This window comes from Phyllobacterium sp., from assembly GCF_037994405.1.
GTDB lineage: Bacteria > Pseudomonadota > Alphaproteobacteria > Rhizobiales > Rhizobiaceae > Phyllobacterium.
In genome coordinates, this window is the sequence record NZ_JBBNAN010000458.1 from 1 (window position 1) to 12,998 (window position 12,998).

Annotated in this window: 13 protein-coding genes; 5 read left to right on the forward strand and 8 right to left on the reverse strand. The window is 55.0% G+C overall.

The window, feature by feature from the left end; all coding sequences use genetic code 11:
- Both AAAC48_RS25405 and mazG read left to right on the forward strand, forming a co-directional pair.
- On the forward strand, nucleotides 1-398 hold a 398-nt coding region (locus AAAC48_RS25405; RefSeq protein ID WP_340656865.1), incomplete at its 5' end, for an IS30 family transposase.
- Nucleotides 399-521: 123 nt separating this feature from the next.
- Entirely contained in the window at nucleotides 522-1,343 is an 822-nt protein-coding gene (mazG, locus tag AAAC48_RS25410; RefSeq protein ID WP_340656866.1) for a nucleoside triphosphate pyrophosphohydrolase, read from the forward strand.
- 6 nt (nucleotides 1,344-1,349) lie between these two features.
- Here the strand turns inward: mazG and hflX are convergent, their stop codons facing one another.
- The 8 genes from hflX to AAAC48_RS25450 all read right to left on the reverse strand — a co-directional run bounded on the left by hflX (nucleotide 1,350) and on the right by AAAC48_RS25450 (nucleotide 10,904).
- A complete protein-coding gene (gene hflX / locus AAAC48_RS25415) occupies nucleotides 1,350-2,720 on the reverse strand; it encodes a GTPase HflX (protein WP_340656876.1) in 1,371 nt (456 codons plus the stop codon).
- A gap of 49 nt (nucleotides 2,721-2,769) precedes the next feature.
- On the reverse strand, nucleotides 2,770-3,009 hold the full coding sequence (hfq, locus tag AAAC48_RS25420; RefSeq protein ID WP_008129219.1) for an RNA chaperone Hfq: 240 nt from the start codon (nucleotides 3,007-3,009) through the stop codon (nucleotides 2,770-2,772).
- Between the two features lie 121 nt (nucleotides 3,010-3,130).
- Nucleotides 3,131-3,997 carry a D-amino-acid transaminase gene (locus AAAC48_RS25425; RefSeq protein ID WP_340656867.1) on the reverse strand — a complete coding sequence of 289 codons (867 nt, stop codon included), beginning with the start codon at nucleotides 3,995-3,997 and terminating at the stop codon, nucleotides 3,131-3,133.
- A 12-nt stretch (nucleotides 3,998-4,009) separates the two neighbouring features.
- Nucleotides 4,010-5,113: a lactonase family protein gene (locus tag AAAC48_RS25430; RefSeq protein ID WP_340656868.1), complete on the reverse strand. Its 1,104-nt coding sequence runs from the start codon at nucleotides 5,111-5,113 to the stop codon at nucleotides 4,010-4,012.
- Nucleotides 5,114-5,121: 8 nt separating this feature from the next.
- Nucleotides 5,122-5,886, reverse strand: a complete 765-nt coding sequence (locus AAAC48_RS25435) for an MBL fold metallo-hydrolase (protein ID WP_340656869.1) — start codon at nucleotides 5,884-5,886, stop codon at nucleotides 5,122-5,124.
- Nucleotides 5,887-5,901: 15 nt separating this feature from the next.
- Nucleotides 5,902-7,278: a Trk system potassium transporter TrkA gene (gene trkA, locus AAAC48_RS25440; protein WP_340656870.1), complete on the reverse strand. Its 1,377-nt coding sequence runs from the start codon at nucleotides 7,276-7,278 to the stop codon at nucleotides 5,902-5,904.
- Nucleotides 7,279-7,285: 7 nt separating this feature from the next.
- Nucleotides 7,286-8,647, reverse strand: coding sequence for a sigma-54 dependent transcriptional regulator (locus AAAC48_RS25445; RefSeq protein ID WP_340656871.1), 1,362 nt, complete (start codon nucleotides 8,645-8,647; stop codon nucleotides 7,286-7,288).
- A complete protein-coding gene (locus AAAC48_RS25450; RefSeq protein WP_340656872.1) occupies nucleotides 8,637-10,904 on the reverse strand; it encodes a PAS domain-containing sensor histidine kinase in 2,268 nt (755 codons plus the stop codon). Before AAAC48_RS25450 ends, AAAC48_RS25445 begins: the two co-directional genes overlap by 11 nt.
- Before the next feature lie 226 nt (nucleotides 10,905-11,130).
- Between AAAC48_RS25450 and AAAC48_RS25455 the strand changes: the two genes are divergently transcribed.
- The 3 genes from AAAC48_RS25455 to AAAC48_RS25465 all read left to right on the forward strand — a co-directional run.
- Entirely contained in the window at nucleotides 11,131-11,484 is a 354-nt protein-coding gene (locus AAAC48_RS25455; RefSeq protein WP_340656873.1) for a DUF1428 family protein, read from the forward strand.
- A 135-nt stretch (nucleotides 11,485-11,619) separates the two neighbouring features.
- Nucleotides 11,620-12,408, forward strand: coding sequence for a GGDEF domain-containing protein (locus AAAC48_RS25460; protein ID WP_340656874.1), 789 nt, complete (start codon nucleotides 11,620-11,622; stop codon nucleotides 12,406-12,408).
- Between the two features lie 150 nt (nucleotides 12,409-12,558).
- Nucleotides 12,559-12,998: DUF1993 domain-containing protein (locus tag AAAC48_RS25465; RefSeq protein WP_340656875.1), on the forward strand; the 440-nt coding region annotated here is incomplete at its 3' end.

Here is a 12,998-nt window from a genome sequence, read left to right on the forward strand (position 1 = left end):
GGGTCAGCCGCTTTACCGTGTTTCTGCGCAACAACGACCGGCAATCGCGGCCGATCATGCAGCAGCTGATCCGGACGCTGGAACCCCTGCCCGCAACGGCTCGCCGGTCGATCACCTTTGACCGCGGCACCGAATTCACCGATTGGCCCTATCTGCAGGCCGGACTTGGCGCACAGACATGGTTTTGCGATCCGCAGTCGCCCTGGCAGAAGGGCACCGTCGAGAATACCAATCGTCGCGCACGAAGATGGCTGTCGAGGGAGGTAGATCCGCTCGCTGTCAGCGACACCGAATTGCGCCGTGTCTGCGACCAGCTCAACACGACGCCGCGCAAATGTCTCGGCTACAAAACACCCGCTGAAGTCTTCCGGCAAAAGGTCATGGCGCGGACGCGCTGAATGCGTTAGCCTACCGATGCTACAAAGTCGCGCTTCAGCGAGAACTCACACCAGTTGTGGACAAGTCTACAGCCGCTTCCCTCCGTCATATTCGCCGCTTCTGACCTGGCCTATTATTTATTCATGAAACCATCACGCGACATCACCCGCCTTCTCGATATCATGGCCGCGCTGCGGACCCCGGTTACCGGCTGTCCGTGGGATCTGGAGCAGGATTTCAAATCCATCGCGCCATATACGCTTGAAGAAGCATTCGAAGTCATCGACGCGATTGAGCGCAACGACATCGATGATCTTCGCGAAGAACTTGGTGACCTGCTGCTCCAGGTGGTTTTCCATGCCCGCATGGCCGAGGAACTCAAGGCATTCGATTTCGGCGATGTGGTCCAGGCCATCACCCACAAGATGATCCGCCGCCATCCCCATGTGTTTGGTGAAGAAGCGGCACGTGGCGCTGGCATGGCCAAGGGCATGTGGGACAAGATCAAGGCCGAGGAAAAAGCTGAACGCCGAGAGCGCCGTGCCGCGCTCAATCTCGGTCTGGCCGAAGCGGATGGGTTTCTCGATGATATTCCGCATGGATTTCCGGCCCTGATGCGCGCTTTGAAGCTGCAACAGAAGGCGGCGAAAGTCGGTTTTGACTGGTCAGAGGCTGGTCCGATCCTCGACAAGATCGAAGAGGAAATCGGTGAGTTGAAGCAGGCAATTGCCAGTGGTGATCGTAAGGACACCGAAGAGGAATATGGCGATCTGCTCTTTGCCCTGGTCAATCTCGGCCGCCATCTGAAACTGGAGCCGGAAAGCGCTTTGCGGGGAACGAATGAGAAATTCCGGAAACGCTTTCATTATATAGAGCGCAAATTGGCCGAACGGAAACAGTCGCTCGATGCGGCAACGCTCGACGAAATGGAAGCCTTGTGGCAGGAAGCAAAGAAGGCGAAATAACGCCACTTACCTATTGCTTTTACTCAATATTTTCTCGTCAAGCATGGCCTGCGAATTGACCGTCATATCCATCGTCAGGGCGATTGAACCGTCGTCGAGGTCCTTGCGTTTCACATTGCTCGAATGCTGATAGATCCAGTCCATCAGGCGCATCTGATTGTGTTGCAGCGTGATCCTGACCTTGGTTAACTTTCCGGCAATCCGGTCTTCGATTTCCTTGAGCAGGGCGCCTACACCCTCTCCCGTTATCGCTGAGACTGGGATGGGATGTTCGTTGCCCGTTGCGGCGGCGCTAAGGCGCTGTGCCGCTTCGCGGCCCGCATAATCGAGCAGGTCGATCTTGTTCCAGACCTCGATAATGCGCGTTGTATCGCCGCGTTCAATACCAAGGCTGGTCATGATCGCATGGACGTCTTCCGCTTGCGCGGCGGTGTCCGGATCGGAAATATCGCGTACATGCAGGATAAGATCGGCCTCGACAACCTCTTCCAGCGTTGCCCGAAAGGCGGCGACGAGGTGGGTTGGCAGGTTGGAAATAAAACCGACTGTATCTGACAGGATGATCGTTTCGCCGTGTGCAAGCTTGATGCGCCGCAATGTCGGGTCAAGCGTAGCGAAGAGCATGTCTTCGGCAACGACCCCTGCTCCGGTCAGTCGGTTGAAGAGTGTCGATTTGCCGGCATTGGTATAGCCGACGAGCGCGACGACCGGATGCGGCACCTTCTTGCGCTTGGCTCTGTGTAGTGTGCGCGTACGCACTACCGTTTCGAGTTCACGCTTGATGCGCAGAATTTTTTCCTGCAATGCGCGCCGGTCGGCCTCTATCTGGGTTTCACCCGGGCCACCAAGGAAGCCGCCACCGCCACGTTGGCGTTCCAAGTGAGTCCAGCTGCGGACCAGACGGCCCTTCTGGTAGGTCAGATGCGCTAATTCCACCTGGAGGGCACCCTCTTTCGTCTGGGCGCGCCGGCCGAAGATCTCAAGGATGAGCCCTGTCCTGTCCAGTACCTTGGCGTTCCATTCCTTTTCCAGATTGCGCTGCTGCACAGGCGTCAATGAATGATCGACAATGACCAGTTCGGCATGCGATGCCTCGACAATTTCAGCAATGGTTTCGACCTTGCCGGTACCAAGCAAGGTGGCAGGACGCGGCGCCGAAACCTGCACAATGTCGGAATGAACGATGTCGAGGTCTATGGCGCGGGCAAGGCCTTCGGCTTCTTCAAGCCGGGCGTCGTCGCTGCGCTGGAATTCATGTTGGTATTTGGGGCGGTTATTTTCGTCTGCCTTGCCGCCGTCGTTAAAGCGTTGCGGCAGGACGGGAACGATGACCAGTGCGCGCGTGGCTTCCCTGGCGGTTTCGCCGCTATCGGCAATTCCGCCAGTCTTTTGAGCGTTACGCCTCGGTTCTTTAGTCAAATTTGTCTCAGTCGCTCTCTTCAACTTCGAACATCTGCACGGGCTGGCTCGGCATTATCGTCGAGATGGCATGTTTATAGACGAGCTGTGAATGGCCGTCACGGCGCAAAAGCACACAGAAATTGTCAAATGATGTGACAATTCCGGTCAATTTCACACCATTGATGAGGAAAATTGTCAGAGAAATCTTCTGTTTTCTGACTGAATTCAGAAAAAGATCCTGAAGATTCTGCGATCGTTCAGCCATTGTTTTTGTCCTTTTATGCGATCAGCAAAGTGTCTCATACAACATTCTGCAGCGGGAGTGGATATGCTCTACTCCTGCAGGAGGTGAAAAAAGTGCGTCAGTTAGTCCCCTCACTCTCCGGTTAACAGGATGGCGTTTTTTCCGCAATGTCAAAAAACGCTTCGCGCAAGGAAAGTGTAGTTGTTCCAGGATGACCATTTGCTACCGATTCGCCATCAATCGCAACGATCGGCATGACAACAGTGGTCGCTGCCGTCATAAAAACCTCCTTGGCTTTCTTGGCTTCGTCCACTGAAAAGCCCCTCTCCTCGATCTTCAATCCCAACTTTTTTGCCACGTCGAAAATGGTTGTGCGGGTAATGCCGCGCAAGATGCCGCTCTCGGCCGGTCTTGTCACCAGAACGCCATCCTTCGTGACAATCCAGGCATTTGTTGCAGCGCCTTCCTTGACGGTCCCGTCTGGATCGATGAACCAGGCTTCCTGGGCGCCCTGCTCCTTCGCCTGCTGACGTGCGAGTACATTTGGCAAGAGGCCAACCGACTTGATATCAACACGTTCCCAGCGGTTCTCCGGTACCGTGATGACCTTAATTCCCTTGGCCGCCCTCGCCGCCGAAGCCTGCGGATCGGTGCGCTTGGCCGTGATGACGACTGACGGAGGTGTATCTGCTGCCGGAAAAACATGATCGCGTTTAGCAACGCCCCGCGTGACCTGGAGATACACCAAACCATTGTGTACCCTGTTTCGACGTATGACTTCCTTGATCACTGTTTGCAGAGCCCTGCGGTCCATCGGCCAGACGATCTTCAATTCCGACAGTGAACGGCCGAGACGATCAAGATGACGGGTCATGTCCATGATGTTGCCGCGCGCGATTTCGCAGACTTCATAGACGCCATCGGCGAACTGATAACCGCGGTCCTCGATGTGAATTCCGGCTTCGGAATGCGGAACGTATTGGCCGTTGACATAGGCGATGCGGGACATTGCCTCTTCTCCTTAACCGAACGTACCGAAGACAATGCGCATGGGTGACTGGAGAGCAACGCGTTTGCCGGTATCCTGAAGTGCGCCGGTCTCGATACTGCGTTTGAAAATGGCGATGCCACCACCCTTCTGATTGGCGACAAGCATAAACTTGCCAGACGGATCAATGCTGAAATTGCGCGGGCCAATGCCATGCGATGGCGTCCAGCCAATCAATGAGATGGAGCCATTATCTGCAATTGCATAGCTGACGATGCTGTTATGGCCGCGGTTGGAACCGTAGAGAAAGCGGCCATCGGCACTTACGGCAATTTCGGCACAGGTATTCGTGTCCGAAAAACCTTCCGGCAAGGTTGGCACTGTCTGCGAAATCGTGAATCCAGCGTTCTCAGGACTATAATGCAGTACTGAAACAGTGCTATTCAGCTCATTGATAACATAGGCAATTTTTCCACTTGGGTGGAACGTCATATGCCGTGGGCCCGCACCGTCGGGCAATTGCGTGAATGGTATCGGGGCAAGTGCCAGGCCTTCGCCTTTCTTCGGCAGAACGTAAGCCATGATCCGGTCGAGTCCGAGGTCGCAGACAAAGACGTAGCGATTGTCGGGGCTCACCACGGCGCAGTGGCCGTGCTGGCGCTTTTTGGTCGGCAAGATGGCGCTCTTGCCTTCATGAATTGCGGCGGCAAAGGCAGGCTCCAGCCCGCCATCGCCGCGAATAGCGAAGGCGGCGACCGCGTTACCCGGACGCGCTCCCAATCCGGCCACCGTATAGTTCGATGCGAAAATCATCGCGCCGGTCTGGTCGAAACCGAGATGGCATGTGGTGTTTCCCAGTGTTGGCTGCATATTTATATAGGAAAGCACGCCGGTCGACGGATCGATATCGAAGGCAACCGCCATATTTTCGTTCCAGGCCGGGATTTCCACAGCGGCGTAGAGACGCCGGTTTTTTTCATCAATCGCCAGATAGCCGGGATTATCGATCGGGAGATATTCGCTCACAAGCGTCATGTCGCCCGTCTGATCATTGAAATGAAAGACGCTGATGCCCTTCCCTTCACCAGGCAAGGCATTGCGATTCTGGTTACCAACAAACGCGAATATTTTTGACATAACGGATCTCATGAATTCGGGGCTGTGAGATGGAGGGTTTCTCCATCATTGGGAATGATGAGTCTATGCTTAGCGGTGTCATGGGCGTTCGCATAGGCCTGCAGATCGCTGCGCGAGATTGTTGCGTGGTCCAGCGCCTCCATGTGCACCGCGATGACTTTGGCTTTTTCGGGGGCAATCCTGCAGACTTCCGCAGTCTGCTCGGCGTCCATAACGATCAGGATATCGTCCCATTTGGCGCCGCACGAGTGGGTTACGATGATATCGGGCCCTGTTGTTTCAATGGTCGCACGCACCGGAGGATACAGAATCGTATCGCCTGCCCAATAGATTAAGGGTTCACCTTCAGCTTCGATGGTAAAACCCATGACCTGGCCCATCTTTTCGAGAACGGGTCCTGAGCCGTGATTACCGTCGCGGCGGGTCAAGAGAATGCCATCAACGATGAGTTCATCGGTCAGCGGGGTTACGTCAGTGAATCCAAATGATCTGATTTTTTCCTCATCGCCCGGCTGGCAAATGAGCGGCAGGTGCTTGGGAACGAGATCCTGAGCGACTTTATCAAAGTGATCGGCATGCAGATGGGAGACGATTACAAGCTCAATGCCGGCAAGGATCTCATCCGGAGATGCTGGCAGATCGGTCATCGGATTGGGCGAACGGCCCGTGAAGGACGGGCGGCTGTACTTTGGTCCAAAGTCCGGATCGATCAGGATCGATAATCCCGCATAGTCGAGTTTCAGCGTTGCATTGCGGAGGAGTTGCAATTTCATGGTTAGATCTCGCTATCAGAAGAATTCCAGGCTGACGCGGAACATCTGTTCCACCTGTTTGACGGTTTCGGACGTGGCGAAAAGTACCACACGATCCTTCGGCTTGATACGAACGCTACCGTCCGGCTTGATGACTTCGCCATTGCGGTAGATCGCCCCAATCCGCAATCCTGATGGCAGGTCGAGGTCTCGCAGTGACGCACCGACCATAGGCGACGTTTCCAACGCCTCAGCTTCAATAATCTCGGCCCTGCCCTTCTGTACGCTGTGAACAGCACGGATGCGCCCGCGGCGCACATGCTGGAGCACTCGCGAAATTGTCACAGCGCGTGGACTAATGTGCGCGTCAATGCCGAGGGCCTTGCTCAAATCCAGATAGTCCGGATTGTTAATAAGCACGAGGTTTGACTGGCAGCCAAGACGCTTGGCCATGACAGCGGCGAGCAGGTTGACCTGGTCGTCATTGGTCAGTGCCACCAACATGTCGGCATCCTGAATTTCAGCCTCAGTCAACAGTTTCTGGTCAAGCGCGCTCCCATGCAGCACAAGTGAACGCCGAAGCTCGTCGGCAATCAAATTCGCCCGATCGAGACTGGACTCAATGACCTTGACCTTGGTTCTTGGTTGCCTTGCTTCGATTGTCTGCGCAACGTAGAAGCCGATGTTGCCACCGCCTGCGATAACGATGCGCTTCGCCTCCGGCTCCTCATGGCCAAAGAGCGCCAGGGTGCGCTGAACCTGCAGTTTAGTCGTTGCGACATAGGCAATATCCCCGGCCTGCATCTGGTCACTGGATCCGGGAATAAGCAATTCATCGTTGCGCGTGATTGCCATGACTGTCGCTGGCAAGTCCGGAAAAAGGTCTGTCAAATGAAACAGGGGTGTGTTGATCACCGGACAATCCTCGAGACATTCCACGGCAAGGACGATGATCTCATCATTGGCGAAACGCACCACGTCGCTGACACCTGGAAGCGCGATGCGGCGCAGTACCATTTCACCGACCTCGAGCTCTGGAGAGATGATGACGTCGATCGGCATGTGGTCGCGGGAGAACAAGTCCTGATAGTGCGGCTGCAGGTAGGCCTGGGCACGGATACGCGCGATCTTGGTCGGAACGTTGAACAATGCGTGTGCGACCTCGCAGGCAACGATGTTAACCTCGTCATAAAGCGTGGCTGCAATGATCATATCGGCTTGATCGGCACCTGCCGCAGCCAGCACGTCCGGATGCGCTCCATGGCCCACGAATCCACGCACGTCCAACGTGTCTCGCACCGCCTGAACGAGTTGCGGCGATGTATCGATCACCGAAATGTCGTTATCTTCTGCGGCGAGACGCTCCGCTATGCCGTAGCCGACCTGTCCTGCGCCGCAGATGATTACCCGCATGTCCCAATTACACCCCGAGGGATTTCAGCTTCCGGTGTAGTGCGGACCGTTCCATACCAACGAATTCGGCGGTACGCGAGATGTTCCCGCCAAAGCGGTTGATCTGGGCAATCAGATATTCTTTCTCGAAGCGTTCTCGTGCTTCGCGCAATGGCAGCGCCATGATGTGCTGATCGGATTCCGTTGGAGCCTTCGGCAGTGTGTCGCCAATTTCTGCAGGCAGAAGATCGGCAGTAATTACTGCTTCCGGGTCGTCACCTCGGGCAAGAATGATCAGCCGTTCGATATTGTTGCGCAATTGACGAATATTGCCCGGCCAGGAATGCGATTGCAGGACCGCCATGGCGTCGGCACCGATCTTGCGCGGCTTTATTCCCGCCTGATCGGCGATCTGGCCCATGAAGAACTCGACAAGTGCAGGAATATCATCGCGGCGATCTGCCAGCGGCGGAACAATTACCGGAACGACTGCCAGTCGATGGAACAGATCCTCGCGGAAACGCCCTTCCGCGATCATCGCTTCCAGATTTTGCGCGGTGGACGAGATGATACGCACGTCTACCTTGATCCGCTTCGTACCCCCTACCCGTTCGAACTGCTGGTCCACCAGGACGCGCAAAATCTTGTTCTGCGTTTCGCGCGGCATATCGGCAATTTCGTTTAGATAGAGAATACCGCCATGGGCTTCTTCCAGCGCGCCGACTTTGCGTTCGCCGCCATCGGACTCTGTACCAAACAACTCGATTTCCATGCGTTCCGGCGTGATCGTCGCGGCGTTCAGATTGACGAACGGTCCTTTGGCGCGCATCGAAAGTGCATGAATGGCGCGTGCCGTCAATTCCTTCCCGGCGCCCGATGGCCCCGTAATCATGATGCGGCTGTTGGTCGGTGCAACGCGTTCGATCGTCTGGCGAAGATGGTTCATGGACAGCGAGTTGCCGAGAAGTTCGAAACTTTCGCTGGACCTCCTGCGCAGGTCGGACACCTCTCGACGCAATTTCGACGTCTCAAGGGCGCGTTCGGCAATCAGAATCAGCCGGTCCGCCTTAAATGGCTTTTCGATGAAGTCGTACGCCCCACGTCGGATAGCCGACACGGCAGTTTCGATGTTGCCGTGGCCGGAGATCATCACGACAGGAACTTCAGGGTGGCGAAGTTTGATTTCATCAAGCAAGGCAAGGCCATCGAGGCGGCTGCCCTGCATCCAGATATCAAGAAAGATCAGCCGCGGAATTCGATCGTCGATGGCCGCCAAAGCACTATCGGCGTCTGACGCAACGCGCGTCTCATAGCCTTCGTCGCTCAGTATTCCTGCAACGAGTTCACGAATGTCGACTTCATCGTCGACGACAAGAATGTCAGATGCCATTTGAGTTCACCTGTTTTTCGGTATTGCCAGCGACCTGGGAAACGGTCTGTGTGGTAGGAAATATCATGCGGATCATGGCGCCCCGCCCTGCATAGAAATCGTCAGGCGCGTCATGCAATTCGAGATGACCGGCGTGGTCCTCGACAATCTTCTTAACGATAGCAAGGCCAAGGCCCGTGCCTTTTTCGCGGGTCGTCATATACGGCTCCAACAGGCGCTGCCGGTGCTCGCGCGGTAAGCCTTTGCCATTGTCGAGAATCTCGACAATTAGCTTATCTCCGTCTTGTCTGGATTTGATCAAGATATGCCCGTCGGAAAATCCCTCTTTCACAATGGAATCAATCGACTCGGCAGAATTCTTGATAACGTTTCCAAAGGCCTGACCCAAGAGGCGGCTGTCAAACTGGCCGATCAGCGGCAGATCACCGAAGTCGCGTTCAAACCGGATATCGCTACGGCTGACCTCAACCAGAAAGGATGCTTCGCGCAGGGCTTCGCGCAGATCCACTGTCTTGATTTCTGGTTTCGGCATACGAGCAAATGAGGAAAACTCATCAACCATGCGACCAATATCGCCGACCTGGCGAATGATCGTCTCGGTGCATTGTTCGAAGACTTCACGGTCTTCGGTGATCACTTTGCTATAACGCCGACGCAAACGCTCTGCGGACAACTGGATGGGAGTGAGCGGGTTCTTGATTTCATGAGCGATGCGGCGTGCTACATCGGCCCAGGCGGAAGAGCGCTGTGCCTCGACGAGATCAGTAATGTCATCCACCGTGACCACGTAGGAATGCTCAACTGAATCGGCATCTTCGACTGTGATCTGGACGTTGAACGTTCGCGCGCTACCACGCCGCGACATGGTGACCTGTTCACGATAGACCGAGCGGCCGGTGGCGTGAGCTACTTCGAATACGAGCCCGATTTCAGGCACCAGTGCAGTAAGGTTCTTGCCGACCACCGTTGCGGGATCAAGCGCGAACATTGCTTCAGCCGAACGATTGATGATGCCAATTGCCCCATCGCCATTCACGCTAATAACACCTGCCGTCACGCCAGACAGGACGGCTTCGGAAAACCGTCTCCGTTCATCGATCTGGTCTTTGGCGGAGACAAGCTCACCGCGCTGAGTGCTCAACTGCCGAACCATCGTGTTGAAAGTCTGCGAAAGCGATCCTACGTCACCGTCGGACCGGCGGACAGGCACCGAAACGTCGAGATTTCCCGTAGCCACATCGTCCGCCGCCCCTATCAATAGACGAATGGGGCGAACAAGGCGGTCGGCTACCGCGATACCCGTCCAGATCGCTGACAAAAGCAGCGTCAGAGTCAGGCCAAAATAAAGTAAGGCAAAAAGAATTTGGGTTGAAATGCCGTTGCCGTCCGCATTCTGGGCGTCCGCCGCCTGCTTTTCTATCACGCGGCTGGAACGGAGGATGTCGGCATCGACAGGCCTCACCGCATAGAGAAACAGCCCAGGTATCTCCCGCAACTTGATGACTGCGCTAAGCAGATTGGTCTGTTCCGGCGGAATGAGCACTGGCTTGCCGTCGGATGCAGTATCGAGCACGGATTTTGCAACGGTAGGTATCTGAATATCGCTCTTGATATCGGCACGTACTGCCGTTTCGCCGTTCGGTCTGATCAGTGCGGCCCCGATTAGGCCTCGCCCCAGTGCCTGCTGAGTCATGAGCCGTGTAAAGCCGCTGCGATCGAGATTGTACAGGGTGCGCTGCCCATCAAGATCGTTGACCATCTCGAGTGTCGTGCCCTGCAAATTTCGCGCGCTTTCCTGGATGTACGAATTCGCAAGGTTAATTGAGGAGTTGACGATCGTGGTGGTTCGAATCTCGAACCATCGATCAAGCCCCAGATCAAGCGTGATCGAAGCGACGATGGCGACAATCAAAGCCGGGACGGCAGCAACGAGCGAAAAGAGCACAACGAGCCGGACGTGCAGACGCGCGGCGGCCTTGCCCCGACTTCTGGCTTGCGCTACGCGATAAATCTCCCTGCCGATCAGCACGATCAATGCAACAATCAGGACTGCATTGATACTTGTAAGCAGCAGCGTGACCCGGCTGTCTGGATGAATCGGCGTCATTCCGGTCAGAATGAAAAAAGTGACACTTGTCGTCAGCAGGGCGAGGACAACGGTTGCAATGCCGATCCGAGAATAAAACCTCTGGTTGCCGCCGCTTGCAGCGCCAGACACCGAAGTCCCGAAGAGATTGACCGAATTTGACAAGAACATTGCTGATGCGATTCCAACCACGTGGCACTCATGCAACACATTGTGGCGGAAATGCAACGTTTTGTCTCGGTTGGTTGCCCAATGTTCAACAACTAACGCTTTGCTCGCGTTTCGACTTCACGAATAATTTCAGCTGGAGGTTGCGCATCTGCGATGAATGGCTTCGCTTAAACCTGCGATCGGTGTAGCTTACCCCATCAGCCAAATGTATTGGGAGGATGCTAACATGCCCTATGTTGATGGTTTCGTGCTCGCAGTGCCCAAAGACAAAATCGACGCCTACAAGGAACTGGCGCGAAAAGCGGGTGATGTCTGGAAGGAATACGGCGCGATTTCCTACGTGGAATGCCTCGCTGATGACGTACCCTATGGCGAGCTCACCTCATTTCCGCGTGCTGTACAGGCGAAGGACGATGAGATCGTTGTGTTTTCATGGATAACCTATGAATCGCGTGAGAAACGCGACGCGATAAACGCTAAGGTCATGGAAGATCCTCGGCTCAAGGGCAATATGTCCGATATGCCCTTTGATGGAAAACGAATGATCTACGGCGGTTTCCAATCGGTCGTGGAACTGTAGCTCGGGCGCACCAGCCAAAGCGCGCTTTGCCGATCAAAATTCAGCGACTGTTAAAATTTGCAGTATTCGTGGAGAGCTTTCTTCATAGCTTTCGGCTGTAATGCCCTCTGGTTATCGACACACGCTATGGGCGCCATGACCACCTACGATTTCTGGATGACAAAGTTTGGCGACTACACTCCGGTTAAACAGGTCGCCATCATGGTTGGCATGGCGATCGTTTCAGCGGACGCCTTAGCAGTGTTGTTCTTTTTGACGGTTGGTCTGGAGCACCTCGTCACCCTACTTCTCGTTACGACATGCATCGTCGTGCTCGTGAGCGTTCCACTGGGTGCATTTCTTATCGGCCTCAATTTTCGATTGAAGCAAATCGCCATGCAACTCGATATCGCATCGCGCAAGGACGATCTCACGGGCTTGTCAAATCGGAATGAATTCTACCTCAAGGCGGAACAACGGATTACGCGCTGTGACCCCAAATCCAGCGCTGGCGCCCTGCTCTATATCGATGCCGATCATTTCAAGTCGATCAACGACCGCTATGGCCATGCCGTGGGCGACGGCGTTCTGCAGGAGATCGGCATTCTCATTCGTTCGACTATTGGTGAAGGAGATTTCGCTGCGCGCTTTGGCGGCGAGGAATTCGCGATCTTCCTCGACGACGCGGATCTCGGAAAGGCCGATTGGCTTTCGCACAAGATTCTGGCTGGTGTCGGGGGCATATCCAAGCATCTGCGGATTTGCGATCTGGATGTCACAGTCAGCGTCGGGATCGCAATTCATGAGCCGGGACAATCGCTGGAAGCAGCGCTCATTGCGGCGGACCAGTGTCTCTATGCCGCCAAGAACCAGGGCCGCAACAGGATCGTCCATGCAAACAACAATCATAACCCGCTGGGCGATCCTACAATTCGTAAAATCTAGACTGCAATCGCCCGTGGCTCTGAAATAAACATTCAAACGCGGCCCTTGAAAAAGCACGGCGGCGGCGTATTTGCGAGTGACGACTATAGTCAGAACGCCGATCCGGGTTCCAGTTCTGAAAACCCGCAATGCCTTATTGGAGCACTCCCTATGTCACTTTCCATACACAAGATTTCGGTCCCGGCATTTATCCGCGGATTCTCGGTTCTTTCATCATTGATTGACAAAGCGGAGGCATTCGCCGCGGAGAAAAAAATCAATCCATCAGTTCTCGTCAACGCCCGTCTCGCGCCGGATATGCTGCCATTTTCGGGTCAAATTCAGCGCGCGAGCGATACATCAAAGGCGACCATCGGCCGCCTGACAACGATTGAAGTTCCGAAGTTTCCCGATGAGGAATCCGACTTTGCCGAACTACGCCAACGGATTGCGAAGACTGTAGCGTTCCTTGAGAGTGTCGATCAATCGGCGCTCGACGGTAGCGACAACAAGGAAGTCACGCTGAGTTCAGGCCAACGGAAGGTAACCTTGAGCGGTGTAGACTATATTCTGCAGTTCGCGCTGCCGAATTTCTATTTCCAGGTCACGAC